Source organism: Serratia sp. CY47280 (assembly GCF_052168655.1).
GTDB classification, from domain to species: domain Bacteria; phylum Pseudomonadota; class Gammaproteobacteria; order Enterobacterales; family Enterobacteriaceae; genus Serratia; species Serratia bockelmannii.
Map to the genome: position 1 here is coordinate 127,367 of NZ_JBJNMG010000002.1, position 17,358 is coordinate 144,724.

The 17,358-nt window shown below is 60.7% G+C and carries 18 protein-coding genes; 10 read left to right on the forward strand and 8 right to left on the reverse strand.

Going from position 1 to position 17,358, the window contains the following annotated elements; genetic code table 11:
• Window positions 1-19: 19 nt before the first annotated feature.
• A complete protein-coding gene (secD, locus tag ACJ8J4_RS09960; RefSeq protein WP_004940390.1) occupies window positions 20-1,867 on the forward strand; it encodes a protein translocase subunit SecD in 1,848 nt (615 codons plus the stop codon).
• A gap of 10 nt (window positions 1,868-1,877) precedes the next feature.
• Window positions 1,878-2,846 (forward strand): protein translocase subunit SecF, encoded by a 969-nt coding sequence (gene secF / locus ACJ8J4_RS09965; protein ID WP_004940389.1) that lies wholly within the window; start codon window positions 1,878-1,880, stop codon window positions 2,844-2,846.
• Between the two features lie 64 nt (window positions 2,847-2,910).
• Here secF and ACJ8J4_RS09970 read toward each other — a convergent pair whose 3' ends face one another.
• A complete protein-coding gene (locus ACJ8J4_RS09970; RefSeq protein WP_025301749.1) occupies window positions 2,911-3,471 on the reverse strand; it encodes a DUF3251 domain-containing protein in 561 nt (186 codons plus the stop codon).
• Between the two features lie 176 nt (window positions 3,472-3,647).
• Between ACJ8J4_RS09970 and nrdR the strand changes: the two genes are divergently transcribed.
• From nrdR to pgpA, 6 genes are all read left to right on the forward strand, one after another.
• The gene (gene nrdR, locus ACJ8J4_RS09975; protein WP_004940387.1) at window positions 3,648-4,097 is read left to right on the forward strand and encodes a transcriptional regulator NrdR; all 450 of its coding nucleotides are present in this window, start codon (window positions 3,648-3,650) and stop codon (window positions 4,095-4,097) included.
• Between the two features lie 10 nt (window positions 4,098-4,107).
• Window positions 4,108-5,217 carry a bifunctional diaminohydroxyphosphoribosylaminopyrimidine deaminase/5-amino-6-(5-phosphoribosylamino)uracil reductase RibD gene (gene ribD, locus ACJ8J4_RS09980; RefSeq protein WP_049206202.1) on the forward strand — a complete coding sequence of 370 codons (1,110 nt, stop codon included), beginning with the start codon at window positions 4,108-4,110 and terminating at the stop codon, window positions 5,215-5,217.
• Window positions 5,218-5,324: 107 nt separating this feature from the next.
• Window positions 5,325-5,795: a 6,7-dimethyl-8-ribityllumazine synthase gene (gene ribH / locus ACJ8J4_RS09985; RefSeq protein WP_004940385.1), complete on the forward strand. Its 471-nt coding sequence runs from the start codon at window positions 5,325-5,327 to the stop codon at window positions 5,793-5,795.
• Window positions 5,796-5,815: 20 nt separating this feature from the next.
• On the forward strand, window positions 5,816-6,232 hold the full coding sequence (gene nusB / locus ACJ8J4_RS09990) for a transcription antitermination factor NusB (RefSeq protein ID WP_004940384.1): 417 nt from the start codon (window positions 5,816-5,818) through the stop codon (window positions 6,230-6,232).
• 51 nt (window positions 6,233-6,283) lie between these two features.
• The gene (gene thiL, locus ACJ8J4_RS09995) at window positions 6,284-7,276 is read left to right on the forward strand and encodes a thiamine-phosphate kinase (RefSeq protein ID WP_043135634.1); all 993 of its coding nucleotides are present in this window, start codon (window positions 6,284-6,286) and stop codon (window positions 7,274-7,276) included.
• Window positions 7,269-7,763, forward strand: coding sequence for a phosphatidylglycerophosphatase A (pgpA, locus tag ACJ8J4_RS10000; protein WP_004940382.1), 495 nt, complete (start codon window positions 7,269-7,271; stop codon window positions 7,761-7,763). The genes thiL and pgpA overlap by 8 nt, the downstream gene beginning before the upstream one ends.
• Window positions 7,764-7,796: 33 nt before the next feature.
• Here pgpA and ACJ8J4_RS10005 read toward each other — a convergent pair whose 3' ends face one another.
• From ACJ8J4_RS10005 to xseB, 4 genes are all read right to left on the reverse strand, one after another.
• Window positions 7,797-8,771 carry an aldo/keto reductase gene (locus ACJ8J4_RS10005; protein WP_197836496.1) on the reverse strand — a complete coding sequence of 325 codons (975 nt, stop codon included), beginning with the start codon at window positions 8,769-8,771 and terminating at the stop codon, window positions 7,797-7,799.
• A gap of 106 nt (window positions 8,772-8,877) precedes the next feature.
• On the reverse strand, window positions 8,878-10,743 hold the full coding sequence (gene dxs / locus ACJ8J4_RS10010) for a 1-deoxy-D-xylulose-5-phosphate synthase (RefSeq protein ID WP_142590745.1): 1,866 nt from the start codon (window positions 10,741-10,743) through the stop codon (window positions 8,878-8,880).
• A gap of 34 nt (window positions 10,744-10,777) precedes the next feature.
• Window positions 10,778-11,698: a (2E,6E)-farnesyl diphosphate synthase gene (gene ispA / locus ACJ8J4_RS10015; protein WP_043135638.1), complete on the reverse strand. Its 921-nt coding sequence runs from the start codon at window positions 11,696-11,698 to the stop codon at window positions 10,778-10,780.
• Window positions 11,699-11,703: 5 nt separating this feature from the next.
• Entirely contained in the window at window positions 11,704-11,967 is a 264-nt protein-coding gene (gene xseB / locus ACJ8J4_RS10020) for an exodeoxyribonuclease VII small subunit (RefSeq protein WP_025301755.1), read from the reverse strand.
• A gap of 160 nt (window positions 11,968-12,127) precedes the next feature.
• Between xseB and thiI the strand changes: the two genes are divergently transcribed.
• Entirely contained in the window at window positions 12,128-13,576 is a 1,449-nt protein-coding gene (thiI, locus tag ACJ8J4_RS10025; protein ID WP_043135640.1) for a tRNA uracil 4-sulfurtransferase ThiI, read from the forward strand.
• A gap of 66 nt (window positions 13,577-13,642) precedes the next feature.
• On the opposite strand, the gene yajL is transcribed toward thiI, so the two are convergent.
• Window positions 13,643-14,233 (reverse strand): protein deglycase YajL, encoded by a 591-nt coding sequence (gene yajL / locus ACJ8J4_RS10030; RefSeq protein WP_043135643.1) that lies wholly within the window; start codon window positions 14,231-14,233, stop codon window positions 13,643-13,645.
• On the reverse strand, window positions 14,196-15,107 hold the full coding sequence (gene panE, locus ACJ8J4_RS10035) for a 2-dehydropantoate 2-reductase (RefSeq protein ID WP_025301758.1): 912 nt from the start codon (window positions 15,105-15,107) through the stop codon (window positions 14,196-14,198). Before panE ends, yajL begins: the two co-directional genes overlap by 38 nt.
• Before the next feature lie 182 nt (window positions 15,108-15,289).
• Here panE and ACJ8J4_RS10040 point away from each other — a divergent pair, with 182 nt between their 5' ends.
• On the forward strand, window positions 15,290-15,781 hold the full coding sequence (locus ACJ8J4_RS10040) for a YajQ family cyclic di-GMP-binding protein (protein ID WP_025301759.1): 492 nt from the start codon (window positions 15,290-15,292) through the stop codon (window positions 15,779-15,781).
• 34 nt (window positions 15,782-15,815) lie between these two features.
• Here the strand turns inward: ACJ8J4_RS10040 and ACJ8J4_RS10045 are convergent, their stop codons facing one another.
• Window positions 15,816-17,180, reverse strand: a complete 1,365-nt coding sequence (locus tag ACJ8J4_RS10045; RefSeq protein ID WP_025301760.1) for an MFS transporter — start codon at window positions 17,178-17,180, stop codon at window positions 15,816-15,818.
• Between the last annotated feature and the right edge of the window lie 178 nt (window positions 17,181-17,358).

Sequence of the window (17,358 nt, forward strand, 5' to 3'; positions counted from 1 at the left end):
TTTCCCGAAGGGAATTGCCGTGCTAAACCGTTATCCTTTGTGGAAGTATCTGATGTTGATCGTCGTGATCCTCGTCGGTCTGCTTTATGCGCTTCCCAACATCTACGGTGAGGATCCGGCCGTACAAATCACTGGCGCGCGCGGTGTTGCCGCCAGTGAAACTACGCTGGACCAGGTCCGTACCGTATTAGAAAAAGACAACATCGCGAGCAAGTCGATTGCGCTGGAAAATGGCGCTATCCTGGCTCGCTTTAAAGATCCTGACGTTCAGCTGCGCGCCCGCGAAGCGCTGGTGACCGAGCTGGGTGACAAATTCGTCGTGGCGCTGAACCTGGCGCCGGCCACGCCGACCTGGCTGGCCATGCTGGGCGCAGAACCGATGAAACTCGGCCTGGACCTGCGCGGCGGCGTGCACTTCCTGATGGAAGTGGACATGGACACCGCGTTGAGCAAGCTGCAGGAACAGACCATGGATACCCTGCGCAGCGAGCTGCGCGAGAAGGGCATTCCTTACGCGTCTATCCGCAAGCTGGACAACAACGGCGTGGAAGTTCGCTTCCGTGACGATGCGGCTCGCGACCAGGCCATCAGCTACATCGGCCCGCGTCAGCGCGATCTGGTGCTGTCCGCCAACGGCGCCAACACCATGAAAGCGAACCTGACGGACGCCCGTCTGAGCGAAGCGCGTGAATACGCCGTCCAGCAGAACATCACTATCCTGCGTAACCGCGTCAACCAGCTCGGCGTCGCCGAACCGCTGGTGCAGCGCCAGGGCGCCGACCGCATCGTGGTCGAGCTGCCGGGCATTCAGGACACCGCGCGTGCCAAAGAAATTCTGGGCGCCACCGCGACCCTGGAGTTCCGTCTGGTGAACACCAATGCGGACGCCACTGCGGCGGCCAACGGCCGCGTGCCGGGCGATTCCGAGGTGAAATATACCCGCGATGGCCAGCCGATCGTGCTGTACAAGCGCGTGATCCTGACCGGTGACCACATCACCGACTCCACCTCGAGCACCGACGAATACAACCAGCCGCAGGTTAACATCTCGCTGGATAGCGCCGGCGGCACGTCGATGTCCAACTTCACCAAGGACAACATCGGCAAGCCGATGGCGACCCTGTTCGTGGAGTATAAGGACAGCGGCAAGAAAGACGCCAATGGCCGCGCTGTGCTGGTGAAACAGGAAGAAGTGATCAACGTGGCGAACATTCAGTCGCGTCTGGGCAACAGCTTCCGCATCACCGGTATCGGCAACCCGAACGAAGCGCGTCAGCTTTCGCTGCTGTTGCGTGCGGGTGCGCTGATCGCGCCGATTCAGATCGTTGAAGAGCGCACCATCGGTCCAACCCTGGGTCAGCAGAACATTACCCAAGGTCTGGAAGCCTGTCTGTGGGGCCTGGTGGCGTCCATCGTCTTCATGGTGGTCTGGTACCGTAAGTTCGGCGTGATCGCCACCACGGCGCTGGTCGCCAACCTGGTGCTGATCGTCGGCGTGATGTCCCTGTTGCCGGGGGCGACGCTGACCATGCCGGGCATTGCCGGGATCGTGTTGACGCTGGCGGTGGCGGTCGACGCCAACGTACTGATTAACGAACGTATCAAGGAAGAGCTGAAGAATGGCCGGTCCGTTCAGCAGGCAATCCATGAGGGCTATAAAGGCGCGTTCTCCAGTATCGTCGACGCCAACATCACCACGCTGATCACCGCGGTCATCCTGTACGCAGTGGGCACCGGTTCGATCAAAGGCTTTGCGATCACCACCGCGATCGGTGTGGCGACGTCCATGTTCACCGCGATTGTCGGTACCCGTGCCATCGTTAACCTGCTTTACGGCGGCAAACGCATTAACAAGCTGTCTATCTGAGGAGTGCGTTGTGGCACAGGATTATACTGTTGAGCAACTCAACTACGGCCGTAAAGTCTACGACTTTATGCGCTGGGACTATTTGGCCTTCGGCATCTCGTTGCTGCTGTTGGTCGCGTCGATCGTCACCATGTCGGTGCGCGGGTTTAACTGGGGTCTGGATTTCACCGGCGGTACGGTGATTGAAATCAACCTGGAGAAGCCGGCTAACCTTGACCTGATGCGCGATACGCTGGAGAAGGCCGGGTTCCAGGATCCGATCATCCAGAACTTCGGCAGCAGCCGCGACGTGATGGTGCGCATGCCACCGGCGACCGGCACCGCAGGCCAGGAACTGGGCAACAAGGTGATCGGCGTGATCAACGACTCGGTGGATAAAAACGCCACCGTGAAGCGCATCGAGTTCGTCGGCCCGAGCGTGGGCAGCGAGCTGGCGCAAACCGGCGGCATGGCGCTGCTGGTGGCGTTGATCTGTATCCTGATCTACGTCGGTTTCCGCTTCGAATGGCGCCTGGCGCTGGGGGCGGTTATCGCGCTGGCGCACGACGTGATCATCACGTTGGGCGTGCTGTCGCTGTTCCACATCGAGATTGACCTGACCATCGTCGCTTCCCTGATGTCGGTTATCGGTTACTCGCTGAACGACAGCATCGTGGTCTCCGACCGTATTCGTGAGAACTTCCGCAAGATCCGCCGCGGTACGCCTTACGAGATCATGAACGTGTCGTTGACCCAGACGCTGAGCCGTACGCTGATGACTTCCGGTACTACCCTGATGGTGGTGCTGATGCTGTACATCTTCGGTGGCGCGATGCTGCAAGGCTTCTCGCTGGCGATGCTGATCGGCGTGTCGATCGGTACCGTTTCCTCCATCTACGTCGCGTCCGCGCTGGCGTTGAAGCTGGGGATGAAACGCGAGCACATGCTGCAGCAAAAAGTGGAAAAAGAGGGCGCGGATCAGCCTTCAATTCTGCCTTAACCGCCGCAGTATTCAGCGAAATGAGAAGGAGCGCCAATGGCGCTCCTTTTTTTTGCTTTGGGTTTCAGCGTTGCTGCACCACCGCCGGTTGGGCGGTGGCCACCAGGCTGTGCAGACGGATATAGCCGAGCTGTTCCGGCGTCAGGCCGCTGAAGCGTAGCTCGAAGTCCTGACCGGGTTTCGGCAGCAGCGAGTCGGCGCTGGCGATCGGTTGCGACAGTGCTTCGGCGGTCAGCGGCCGGCCGGTGGCCTCATCCAGTTGACCCCATTCCACCACCGCGTTGAACGGCGGCAGCGTAGCCTGTGAGAGGATGCGCACATGCAGCTGCGCCTGCGTGCCGTTGGCTTCGCTCTTGATGTGGCTCAGCGAAACGCTCAGTTCGCCGATGCTGCTCTGCAAACGGGCAGCGCTTCGAGCCGCCGGCAGCAGGTAGACGCCATTGTCGGAGTGCTGATTGAGCAAATTCTGCCGCTCCAGTGCGGTGGTTTGGTCGGTCAGTACGCTCACTTTCTGGTTCAGCGCGGCGACCTGATGGCGCAGTTGAGGCACGGCGGTGTTGTGCGCGCAGCCCGCCAGCAAAATGGCGGCGGCGAGCAGGGCGATTTTAGGGTAACAGGTTGTCATGACGGCGATTTCCTATGCTGAGTCTCCTGCTATCAAGCTTAGTCCGCATAGTGGTGAAAGTCATATCGCTGCCACCTTCCCGCCGCCTGTCGCAACAAATGGCCGCCGCCCTTTGTTGTGGCTGCACTTCGGGTTAAACTGCATTTATCTATAAAAAACGTTTATCAGGACGTGTTATGCATTGCCCTTTCTGCGCCGCCGTTGATACCAAAGTCATCGATTCCCGCCTGGTGGGGGACGGTTCGCAAGTGCGCCGCCGCCGCCAGTGTCTGGTATGCAATGAACGCTTCACCACCTTCGAGGTGGCCGAGCTGGTGATGCCGCGAGTGATTAAAAGCGATGAGGTGCGCGAGCCGTTCAACGAAGACAAACTGCGTCGCGGCATGCTGAAAGCGCTGGAAAAGCGCCCGGTCAGCTCGGACGATGTGGAAAACGCCCTTAATCATATCAAATCCCAACTGCGCGCCACCGGCGAACGCGAAGTGCCGACCAAGTTAGTCGGCAATCTGGTGATGGACGCGCTGAAAAAGCTGGATAAGGTGGCCTACATTCGCTTCGCGTCGGTGTATCGCAGCTTCGAAGACGTGCGCGAGTTCGGTGAAGAGATTGCCCGCCTGCAAGACTAAAGGATCTTTCATGCATCACGACGAATTTTACATGGCGCGCGCCTTCGAACTGGCGCGGCTGGGGCGTTTCACCACCGCGCCCAATCCGAACGTCGGCTGCGTTATCGTGCGCGACGGCGAAATTGTCGGTGAAGGCTATCATCTGCGCGCCGGCGAGCCGCATGCGGAAGTGCACGCGCTGCGCATGGCGGGCGACAAGGCGCGCGGCGCCACTGCCTATGTCACGCTCGAACCGTGCAGTCACCACGGCCGCACGCCGCCCTGCGCCGATGCGCTGGTGGCCGCCGGCGTGACGCGGGTGGTCGCGGCGATGCAAGATCCCAATCCTCAGGTGGCGGGGCGCGGCTTGTACAAGCTGCAGCAAGCCGGCGTCGAAGTCCGTCATGGCCTGATGCTGGCCGAGGCCGAAGCGGTCAACCTGGGCTTCCTCAAACGCATGCGCACCGGTTTCCCCTATGTGCAGCTGAAGCTGGGCGCGTCGCTGGACGGCCGCACGGCGATGGCCTCCGGCGAAAGCCAGTGGATCACCTCACCCGAAGCGCGTCAGGACGTGCAGCGCCTGCGCGCGCAGAGCGCCGCCATTCTCAGCACCAGCGCCACCGTGCTGGCGGACGATCCGTCGCTGACGGTGCGTTGGGATGAGCTGGACGCCGAGACGCAGCGCCTCTATCCGCGCGAAAATCTGCGCCAGCCGCTGCGCATCCTGCTCGACAGCCAAAATCGCATTACCCCGCAGCACCGCGTGGTGCAGCAGCCGGGCGCTACCTGGCTGGCGCGCCTGCAGGCGGATGAACAGGCCTGGCCGCAAGAGGTTGAACAGTTTATCTGCCCGGCGCACGGCGGCGGCATCGATCTGGTGGTGATGATGATGCTGTTGGCCAAGCGCCAGGTGAATTCAATCTGGGTGGAGGCGGGCGCATCGCTGGCGGGCGCGTTGCTGCAGGCCGGCCTGGTGGATGAGCTCATTTTGTACATCGCGCCGAAACTGTTGGGCGATAATAGCCGCGGTCTGTGTCATCTGCCGGGCCTGGAACGGTTGGCCGACGCGCCGGAATTCGTCTTTAGCGACGTGCGTCAGGTTGGCCCCGATCTGCGTTTGCGCCTGCGGGCGAAACACTGAATCTCGCGCCCGCGCGCCGGTTTTACAAAAGCGCCGCGCAGGCGGTGAAAGAATATGATAGAATCCGCCCCCCTGCGGGGTATTGAACCCATTTTTAAGGAAAGCCCATGAAAGTTATCGAAGGTGTTGTTGCTACTCCAAATGCCCGTGTGGCGATCGCAATTGCACGTTTTAACAATTTCATCAACGACAGCCTGCTGGAAGGTGCTATCGACGCGCTGAAACGCATTGGTCAGGTTGCTGACGACAACATCACCGTTGTCTGGGTCCCGGGCGCTTACGAGCTGCCGCTGACGGCGAGCGTATTGGCCAAAACCGGCAAATACGACGCGGTTATCGCGCTGGGCACCGTTATCCGTGGGGGCACCGCGCACTTCGAATATGTAGCGGGCGAAGCCAGCTCCGGCATCGGCAACGTTGCGATGAATGCCGAAATCCCGGTTGCCTTTGGCGTGCTGACCACCGAAAGCATCGAACAGGCGATCGAACGCGCCGGCACCAAAGCGGGCAACAAGGGCGCTGAAGCCGCGCTGACCGCACTTGAAATGATTAATGTTATCAAAGCTATTAAAGCCTGAATTTAGTTAAGGGGAATTCCGTGAAACCTGCTGCTCGTCGCCGCGCTCGTGAGTGCGCTGTTCAAGCGCTTTACTCTTGGCAGTTGTCTAAAAACGACCTTGCCGATGTTGAACACCAGTTCCTGACGGAGCAGGATGTCAAAGATGTTGACGTCGCCTATTTTCGCGAGTTGCTGTCCGGCGCGGCAGTGAATGCAGGTATGCTGGACGAACTGATGGCGCCTTACCTGTCGCGTCAGCTCGAAGAGCTGGGCCAGGTGGAGCGCGCGGTGCTGCGCGTCGCGCTGTTTGAACTGAAAATGCGCGAGGATGTCCCTTATAAGGTGGCGATTAACGAAGCGATCGAGCTGGCGAAAACCTTCGGCGCGGAAGACAGCCACAAGTTTGTGAATGGGGTGCTGGATAAAGTGGCGCCAACCCTTCGCAAGAAAAAGTAAAACATTAAGGCCGGCATTCCCGGCCTTAATTTCTTCTAGTGGAATATCGATATGGCATGCGGCGAATTTGACCTCATTGCCCGCTATTTTGACCGGTTTAAGCGCGTGCGCCGGGATGTACAGTTGGGCATTGGAGATGACTGCGCACTGCTGGCAGTGCCGGAAAAACAGCTGGTGGCCGTCAGTACCGATACACTGGTGGCGGGCATTCACTTCCTGCCGGACATCGATCCGGCCGATCTCGGTTACAAGGCGCTGGCGGTCAATCTGAGCGATCTGGCGGCGATGGGCGCCGATCCTGCGTGGCTCTCGCTGGCCCTGACCCTGCCGGAGGTGAACGAGCCGTGGCTGAAGGCCTTCAGCGACAGCCTGTTCGATCAGCTCAACTATTACGGCATGCAGCTGATTGGCGGTGATACCACGCGCGGCCCGCTGAGCATGACGTTGACCATTCAGGGGCTGATCCCGGCCGGCCGGGCGCTGACCCGCAGCGGCGCGCGCATCGGCGACTGGATCTATGTGACCGGCACGCTGGGCGACAGCGCCGCCGGTCTGGCGATCCTGCAGGATCGCCTGGCGGTGACGGATGCGGCGGCGCGCGATTATCTGGTCGCGCGTCATCTGCGGCCGCAGCCGCGGGTGTTGCAGGGGCAGGCGCTGCGCGATCTGGCCAGCTCGGCGATCGACATCTCCGATGGCCTGATTTCCGATCTGAAGCATATCCTGAAGGCCAGCGACTGTGGCGCACGCATCGTACTGGACGAGCTGCCGATGTCGCAGGCGCTGAGCAGCCACGCCGATGCCGAGCAGGCGCTGCGCTGGGCGCTGGCGGGCGGCGAAGATTATGAGCTGTGCTTCACCGTGCCGGAGATCAACCGCGGTGCGCTGGAAGTGGCGCTGAGCCACCTCGGAGCCGACTACACCTGTATCGGCCAAATTGGCCCGCTGTCTGAAGGTATTCGCTATTATCGCGACGATGAGGCGGTAGAGCTGGACTGGGCCGGCTTCGATCATTTCAACGCGGAGCCGGGCACCGATGGATGAAGCCAAGCGCCGGCTGCGGATGAGCAATCCGTGGCACCTGCTGGCCACCGGTTTTGGCAGCGGTTTGTCGCCGGTGATGCCGGGCACCATGGGATCGCTGGCGGCGATCCCGTTCTGGCTGCTGCTGATCCAACTGCCGTGGCAGCTTTACTCGCTGGCGGTGATGTTCAGCATTTGCATCGGTGTCTATATTTGCCATCGCACGGCAAAAGACATGAAGGTGCACGATCACGGCAGCATCGTCTGGGACGAGTTCGTCGGCATGTGGATCACGCTGATGGCGTTGCCGGTCAACGATTGGCGCTGGGTCGCCGCCGGTTTCGTCATCTTCCGCATTCTGGATATGTGGAAGCCGTGGCCGATCCGCTGGTTCGACCGCAACGTGCATGGCGGCATGGGTATTATGGTCGACGATATCATCGCCGGCGTGCTGTCCGCCGGCATCATCTACCTGATTGGGCACCACTGGCCGATCGGGCTGTTCTGACAGACGGGCGCGCTGTTTCGCGCCCGCTTCTCTTTATTCAAACCCTGTCACCCGGTGCGGCACGTAAGCCGTCTCCAGTTCCGCCACCTCTTGCGGCGACAAACTCAAATCGACTGCGGCGATGGCGTCGTCCAGCTGTTCGCTGCGCGAAGCGCCGACGATCGGTGCGCTGACCGCCGGCTTGTTCAGCAGCCAGGCCAGCGCGATCTGCGCGCGTGACACGCCGCGTTCGTCGGCGAGGCTGGCGACGCGCTCGGCGATAATGGCGTCAATGCCTTCGGTTTCCTCGTACAGGCTCTTGCCGAACTGGTCGGAAACCAGCCGCGCGGTGGTTTCGCCCCAGGGGCGGGTCAGGCGGCCGCGCGCCAGCGGGCTCCACGGCAGCACGGCGATGCCTTCGGCGGCGCACAGCGGGTGCATCTCGCGCTCTTCTTCGCGCTGGATCAGGTTGTATTGATCCTGCATGCTGACGAAGCGCGTCCAGCCGTGCAGATCGGCGGTATACAGCGCTTTGGCGAACTGCCAGGCGTACATCGAGGAGGCGCCGATGTATCGCGCCTTACCGGCTTTCACCACGTCGTGCAGCGCTTCCAGCGTCTCTTCCAGCGGCGTTTCGTAATCCCAGCGATGGATTTGCAGCAAATCGACATAGTCGGTGCCCAGACGCCGCAGGCTGTCGTCGATGGATTGCATGATGTTGGCGCGCGACAAACCGCGCTCCAGGTTGCTCAGCGGGAAATACACCTTGGTGGCGATCACCACCTCCTCGCGGCGCGCATAGTCGCGCAGCGCCCGGCCGAGGATCTCCTCGCTGCTGCCGTCGGAATAGCTGTTGGCGGTGTCGAAAAAGTTGATGCCGGCTTCCAGCGCCTGTTTCAGCAGCGGACGGCTACTCTCTTCAGGCAGCGTCCAGGCGTGATTGCCGCGGTTCGGTTCGCCGTAGGTCATGCAACCCAGGCAGATGCGCGAGACGTTCAGATCGGTGTTGCCCAGTTTCAGGTACTTCATGCTTGCCTCCCATTCACAGCTCAGACAGTAACTGTAGCGCGGATCCCGAAGGGCGGAAACGAAAACGCCCCCGCAGGCGGAGGCGTTTGTCAGGTGCAGGCGGTGATTACTGCGCCTGCCAGGTTTCGATTTGGCGCTGAATACCGGCGGCGTCCAGCCCCAGATCGGCACGCAGCTCTTCCTGGCTGCCCTGCGAGACGAAGCTGTCCGGCAGGCCGAGGTTCAGCACCGGCACCGGGCGGTGTTTGGCCATCAGCAGTTCGTTGACGCCGCTACCGGCGCCGCCCATGATCGCGTTCTCTTCCAGCGTGACCAGCGTTTCATGGCTGGCGGCCAGTTCGAGCACCAACTGCTCGTCCAGCGGTTTGACGAAGCGCATGTCGACCAGCGTGGCGTTGAGCGCTTCCGCCGCTTGCGCGGCCTCCGGCAGCAGGGTGCCGAAGTTGAGAATGGCGATCTTTTCCCCCTGACGGCGCACCACGCCTTTGCCGATCGGCAGCAGGCTGAGCGGCTCCAGCGCAGCGCCGGTGCCGGTGCCGCGCGGATAGCGCACGGCGCTCGGGCCGTCGTTATAGTGATAGCCGGTATACAGCATCTGCCGGCATTCGTTCTCGTCGCTTGGCGTCATGATCACCATGGTCGGGATGCAGCGCATGAACGACAGATCGAACGCCCCCTGATGGGTCTGGCCGTCGGCGCCGACGATGCCGCCGCGATCGATGGCGAACATCACCGGCAGGTTTTGGATCGCCACATCATGGATCAGCTGATCGTAGGCGCGTTGCAGGAAGGTGGAATAGATCGCCACCACCGGCTTGTAGCCGCCGATCGCCAGCCCGGCGGCGAAAGTGACCGCGTGCTGCTCGGCGATCGCCACGTCGAAATATTGCTGCGGGTAGTCGCGAGAGAACTGCACCATGCCGGAGCCTTCGCGCATCGCCGGCGTGATCGCCATCAGCGAGCTGTCTTTGGCGGCGGTTTCACACAGCCAGTCGCCGAAGATTTTCGAATAGGTCGGCAGACCTCCGGCGCTTTTCGGCAGCGTGCCGCTGGCGGGATCGAACTTCGGCACCGCGTGGAAGCTGATCGGATCCTTCTCCGCCGGCGCGTAACCACGGCCTTTCTTGGTCATGATGTGCAACAGCTGTGGGCCTTTCAGATCGCGCATGTTTTTCAACGTGGCGACCAGGCCCTGTACGTCGTGCCCGTCTACCGGGCCGATGTAGTTGAAGCCCAGCTCTTCGAACAGCGTACCCGGCACCACCATGCCTTTCAGGTGCTCTTCGGTGCGTTTCACCAGCTCCTTGATCGGCGGCACGCCGGCCAGCACTTTCTTGCCGCCTTCGCGCAGGGTGGAGTAAAGCTTGCCGGACAGCAGCTGCGCCAGGTGATTGTTCAGCGCGCCGACGTTTTCCGAGATCGACATCTCGTTGTCGTTCAGCACCACCAGCATGTCCGGATTGATGTCGCCGGCGTGGTTCATCGCTTCGAACGCCATGCCGGCGGTGATGGCGCCGTCGCCGATCACACACACCGTGCGGCGGCCTTTGCCTTCACGCTCTGCCGCCACCGCCATGCCGAGGCCGGCGCTGATCGAGGTCGATGAGTGGCCGACCGACAGCACGTCGTATTCGCTTTCGGCGCGCCACGGGAAGGGGTGCAAGCCGTTCTTTTGCCGAATGGTGGCGATGCGGTCGCGACGGCCGGTCAGAATTTTGTGCGGGTAGGCCTGGTGGCCGACGTCCCACACCAGATGATCGAACGGCGTGTTGTAGACGAAATGCAACGCCACCGTCAGTTCGACGGTACCCAGCCCGGAGGCAAAGTGGCCGCTGGAACGACTGACGCTGTTCAGCAGGTATTGCCGCAGCTCATCGCACAGCTTCGGCAAGCTCTCTTTGGGCAGCGAGCGGAGTTCCTCGGGGTTTTCCGCTAGCGCCAGGGTTGGGTATTTGGCTATATCAAGACTCATTCGATACTCATATCAGAGGAGTTAACGTCACACGTTAATTGTCGCGTTCAATAATGAAGCTGGCTAACGCTCGCAATGGCGCTGTGTTATAAGATTGCGCTGCCAAAGTGTCCAATGCAGCTAATGCTTCCTGATAGAGATCCCACGCTTTTGCTTTCGCGCTGTCAAGCCCGAGTAACGCCGGGTAGGTACTCTTTCCGTGTTGTTGGTCCGCTCCCTGGCGCTTGCCGATTTTCTCAGTCTCGCCGACAACGTCCAAAATGTCATCCTGAACCTGGAACGCCAGGCCGACCGCGGCAGCGTAACGATCCAGCTGCGGCAGCGCCGCTCGCCCGGCTTCGCCGGCGCTCAGCGCGCCCAAGCGCACCGCCGCGCGGATCAGCGCGCCGGTTTTGTGGCGGTGGATCTGCTCTAGCGCCTGCAGATCGACGCGCTTGCCTTCGGCTTCCAGATCCAGTGATTGGCCGCCGCACATGCCGGCTACGCCGCTGGCGGTCGCCAGTTCGGAGACCATCGCCAGCCGATCGCGCAACGCCACGTCAGGCATTTCGGCATCGGCCAGGATCGAAAACGCCAGCGTTTGCAGCGCATCGCCGGCCAGGATCGCGTTGGCTTCGCCGAATTTAATGTGGCAGGTCGGCTGGCCGCGGCGCAGATCGTCGTCGTCCATCGCCGGCAGATCGTCGTGGATCAGCGAGTAGGCATGAATGCATTCTACCGCTGCCGCCGGCGCATCCAGGTTGCTCAGCGACACGCCGAACATCTGGCCGGTGGTGTAGACCAGGAATGGCCTCAGGCGCTTGCCGCCCAGCAAGGCGCCGTGACGCATCGCCGCCACCATGTTGCCGTCGTTGAACGGCAGCGGGGCGATGAAGTCCAACAGCGCGCGATCGGCACGCTGGCGGAAAATCTGCATTTGATCGGCAAAAGCGGCCGATGGGGCGATCTCAGACATGTCGGTTACTCGGTATCCGGTGTAAAAGGCGTCAGCGCCGCATCGTCGGCGCTGTCGTTAAGGAGTATCTGCACACGCTGTTCCGCCTGTTGCAGTTTCTGCTGGCCTTGACGCGCCAGCTGTACGCCACGTTCGAACTCGTTCAGCGCGTCTTCCAGCGGCAATTCGCCTGACTCCAGGCGCGTCACGATGCTTTCCAGCTCGCCGAGGGCGCTTTCAAAGCTGGCAGTTTGCTCTGTACTGGCTGATTGTGCTGGTTTTTTCGGCATAATTTTCTTTTTACGTCATCATGTGAACCGTGGCGCCAGAGCCTATCCTAGCGGATCTTGATTAGCAAATCATGGCGCTCATGTGTGGTTTTGTGCGCAGAGCACGGCGATATGGTGATATACTCCGCGCCGTAATTCTTATCTGACAACAAAGACCGCCATGAAGTTTATCATTAAATTGTTCCCGGAAATCACCATCAAGAGCCAATCTGTGCGCTTGCGCTTTATCAAGATTCTCTCGACCAATATTCGCAACGTCCTGAAGCAGTATGATGAAACGCTGGCGGTCGTCCGTCACTGGGATCATATCGAAGTTCGCGCCAAAGATGAAAACCAGCGGCCGATCATCGCCGACGCCCTGACGCGCATTCCCGGCATCCACCATATTTTGGAAGTGGAAGACCGCGCTTATACCGACATCCACCACATCTTCGAGCAGACGCTGGAAGCCTACCGCGCCCAGTTGGAAGGCAAAACCTTCTGCGTGCGCGTCAAGCGCCGCGGCAAGCAGGCGTTCAATTCGCAGGACGTGGAGCGCTACGTCGGCGGCGGCCTGAACCAGCATATCGAGAGCGCGCGCGTTAACCTTAGCCGCCCGCAGGTCACGGTAAATCTGGAGATTGAAGACGACAAGCTGATGCTGGTCAAACGCCGCCTCGAAGGCATCGGTGGTTACCCGGTCGGCACCCAGGAAGACGTACTGTCGTTGATTTCCGGCGGTTTCGACTCGGGCGTCTCCAGCTATATGTTGATGCGTCGCGGTTGCCGCGTGCACTTCTGCTTCTTCAACCTGGGCGGCGCTGCGCACGAGATCGGCGTGAAGCAGGTGGCACATTATCTCTGGAATCGCTTCGCCAGTTCGCACAAGGTGCGCTTCGTCGCTATCGACTTCGAACCGGTGGTGGGCGAGATCCTGGAGAAGGTCGACGACGGCCAGATGGGCGTGGTGCTCAAGCGCATGATGGTGCGCGCCGCTTCGCAAGTGGCCGAACGCTACGGCGTGCAGGCGCTGGTGACCGGTGAGGCGCTGGGGCAGGTCTCCAGCCAGACGCTGACCAACCTGCGCTTGATCGACAATGCGTCCGATACCCTGATCCTGCGTCCGCTGATCTCGCACGATAAAGAGCACATCATCAAGCTGGCGCGTGAAATCGGCACCGAAGACTTCGCCAAAACTATGCCGGAATATTGCGGTGTGATTTCGAAGAGCCCGACGGTAAAAGCCGTCAAGGCCAAGATCGAAGAGGAAGAAAGCCACTTCGATTTCAGCATCCTCGATCGGGTGGTGAGCGAGGCGAAGAACGTTGATATTCGCTCTATCGCCGAGCAAACGCAGGAGCAGGTGACCGAGGTGGAAACCGTCGCGGCCTTCGGCGCCGATGAGGTGATCCTGGATATCCGCTCCAACGACGAGCAGGAAGAGAAACCGCTGCAGCTGGAACAGGTTGAAGTGAAAGCGCTGCCGTTCTACAAGCTGAGCACCCAGTTTGGTAATCTGGACCAGAGCAAAACCTACCTGCTGTACTGCGAGCGCGGCGTGATGAGCCGCCTGCAGGCGCTGTACCTGTTGGAGCAGGGCTTCAACAACGTGAAGGTTTATCGCCCGTAACGCACGGAGCGGCATCAACGAGAAGGGCTGAACCGATGTTCAGCCCTTTTTTTATCGGCAAGCCGCTCAGTCGCGGAAGTCGTACATCCCCGGGATCAGCACCAGCTGCGCGGCGATCTCCGCCGCCTTGGCTTTACCAAGCAGCAGGTCTATCAGCTTCAGCGCGAACTCCATCGCGGTGCCCGGCCCCTGGCTGGTGAGCAGGTTGACGCGGGCATCGTACACCACGCGGCGCTCCATCCATTTATCCGCCGGTATCTGGTCTTTCAGGCCCGGGAAGCCGGTCATGTTGCCGATCGGGAACAGATCGTGGTGTTGCAGCACCAGCGCCGGCGCCGCGCAGATGGCGGCGACGATGTTGCCCTGCAGATGCATTTGCCGCACCTTCTCCACCAGCAGCGGGCTGTCGCGGAAGCATTCCGCGCCTTTCAGGCCGCCGGGCAGCACGATGGCGTCGAACGGCTCATCGACGATCGCCACCAGCGGCGCGTCGGCCAGCAGCTTGACGCCGCGCGAACAGACGATAGTCAGCTCGCCGTCGCCGGCAACGCTGGCGGTAGTGACTTTTACGCCCGCCCGCACCAGCAGGTCGATGGTGGTGACGGCTTCGGTTTCTTCGCTACCAGGTGCCAGGCAGACCAGCGCCGATACGCTCATATTCATTTTCCTTTCGTTTAATCAATTCAAACAGCCGCGCATTCTCCGGCAGCGTGAGGCCGTGGCTGCGCGCGCGGCGCAGCAGGTAACCGGTGATGTAGTCGATCTCGGTGTGCCGCTGGCTGCGGATGTCCTGCAGCATCGACGAAATGTTGTCGGCGGTGCTGTGGATCACGTCCATCACGTATTGCATCAGGCCTTCACAGGAGGTGTGGTAGCCCTCCATCGCCATCACGCTGGCGACTTCACGGCACAGCGTTTCGATCTGTTCCGGGTAACGCTGCAGGTCGCCGTTGCGGCAGCCGTACAGCGCCGTCAGCGGGTTGATCACGCAGTTGACCGCCAGCTTGCGCCAGTTGGCCGAGGCGATATTGTTGTGCCAGGCGACGTCAGGCAGTGCCTGATGCAGCACTTCCGCCAGGTGGCTGAGGTGTTGGGCGGCCGGCGAGGTTGGGCCGATGTGGGTGATGCCGGTGGCGACGTGGATAATGGTGCTGCCTTCGTGGCGCGCAGCGTGGGTGGTGGTGCCCTGCAGGATGGGCTGGCCGTTCGGCGGCAGCTCTTCCTGGGTGCCCATGCCGTTGTGCAGCAGCAAAATAGCGCACTGGGGGTTCAGCTTCGGCAGCAGCGTGCTGACCGCGCTGGACACCTGCCAGGCTTTTAGCGTCACCAGCAGCAGCTCGCTTTGCGCAAGATGCTCCGGATCGTTGGTGGGCAAATTGCGATTGAACGAGACGCCTTCCGGCTCTATCACGTTCACTGCGCAAAAAGGCTGTGGCACTCTTAGCCATCCCTGTACATCGTGGCCCTGCTGATACAGCCGGGAGAGCCACAGTTGTCCGAGCGCGCCGCAACCAAGAATGGTTATTTTCATTCAGTCTCCTTGGAAACACGGGAATACCGCTCAATTACCGTGAATTAACTATAGGCTTTATGGCAGCCCGAAGCGCTATCCCTGCGTGCGTTCAGCAGATTTTGTCTGAGGCGGCAAAGCGGTTATCATGCTCGGCATCAAAATCGCCTAAGCTATTAGGCACTCATTCAGGAGGAAGAAGTATGCCATCTTTCGACATCGTTTCCGAAATTGATATGCAGGAAGTGCGTAACGCCGTTGAGAACGCTACCCGCGATCTCGGTACCCGCTGGGATTTTCGCAACGTGCCGGCCAGCTTTGAGCTAAACGAGAAAGACCAAAGCATCAAGGTTGCCACCGAGTCTGATTTCCAGGTGCAGCAGTTGCTCGACATTCTGCGCGAAAAGCTGAGCAAGCGCAGCATCGACGGCGCTGCGCTGGAGATCCCGGAAGAGTTTACCCACAGCGGCAAAACCTACAGCGTGGAAGCCAAGCTGAAGCAGGGGATTGAAACCTCTGTGGCGAAGAAAATCGTCAAGCTGATCAAAGACAGCAAGCTGAAGGTGCAGGCGCAGATCCAGGGTGAAGAAGTACGGGTGACCGGCAAGTCACGCGACGATTTGCAGAGCGTGATGGCACTGGTGCGCGGCGGCGATCTGGGGCAGCCGTTCCAGTTCAAGAACTTCCGCGATTAATCTCTACGGGGCCGGCATTGCCGGCCCTGATTCTTTACAGCGAATTGACCAGCGCTTCCAGCTGACCGCGATTGGTCTGCTTAGTATCCACCTTGACGTAGGCGCTGCGCTCTTCCGGCACGACGATCGCCTCGGCCACGCCGGGCTGCGCCTTCAGGCGGCTTTCCAGCGCTGAATCCTTCACCGCCAGTTCCGACAGCGTAATGCGCAGGCTGCTGACATACGGCGGCTCTTTCATGGTGCTGCTGACCAGGAACCAGACGGCGGCCAGCACGGCGCCGGCGATAAACACCAAGCCCGCCCCCTGCAAACCGTACAGCCAGCCGCCGAGGCTGCCGCCGATCGCCACGCCGATAAACTGGCTGGTGGAGTAGACCCCCATCGCGGTGCCCTTGTAGCCGGCCGGCGATTCTTTGCTGATCAGCGAAGGCAGAATGGCCTCCATCACGTTGAAGGCCATGAAGAACAGCTGCACGCCGGCGATGATGCCCCACAGGTGTGCGCCGGAGAGCCACAGCAGCACTTCGGCGCAGAACAGCACCGCCACGCAGCCCATAAAGACCTGTTTCATGCGGCGATATTTTTCGGCATAGATGATGAACGGCACCACGGCGGCGAACGACACCAGCATGGTGACCAGGTAGACGATCCAGTGCTCGCTGGCCGCCAGCCCGGCTTTCTCCATCGCCAGCGGCAGCGCCACGAAGCTCGACATCAGCAGGATATGCAGGCACATGATGCCGAAGTTGAGCTTCAGCAGGCGCGAGTTGCTCAGCACTTTGCGGAAGCTGCCGCGCACGATGCTGGACTCGCGGTTCAGCAGATGGGTATCGGCGGAAGGTACTACTGCCAGAGTGATGACGATGCCGGCCAGCGCCAGCACGGCGATCATCCAGAACAACGCATGCAGGCCCAAGGCATGGGTGATGATGGGGCCCAGAACCATGGCGATGGCGAAGGTGATACCGAAGCTGACGCCGATGAACGCCATCGCTTTGGTGCGGTTCTGCTCGCGTGTCAGATCGGAGAGCAGCGCCATTACCGCGGCGGCGATGGCGCCGGAGCCTTGCAACGCGCGGCCGAGGATCACGCCCCAGATAGAGTCAGTGACGGCGGCGATCACGCTGCCGAGGGCAAAGATCAGTAGGCCGCCGACGATCAGCGGCTTGCGGCCTATGCGATCGGACACCAGGCCGAACGGGATCTGAAATACCGCCTGTGCCAGGCCGTAAATGCCGATGGCGATGCCGATCAGCGCTTCGCTGGCGCCGTTGAGCGCCATGCCGTAGGTGGTCAGCACCGGCAGTACCATAAACATGCCGAGCATGCGCAGGGAGAATACGGTGCCCAATCCCCAGGTGGCGCGGCGCTCCTGCGGGGTCATTGAATTATCGTTCACATCAAACCTCGGTAAAAACCATGCCATCAGACGTTGCGACAGCGCCTGATGGCATGATTTCTGTAAAGCTGCGTCATTTTAGTGTGCAGGGCAGGGGGGGTAAATCGAATGTTGTTTAACAGATATTACAGTTTGGCCGCTTTTCGGCGTGACAAATAAAATGGGCCGCAAAAGCGGC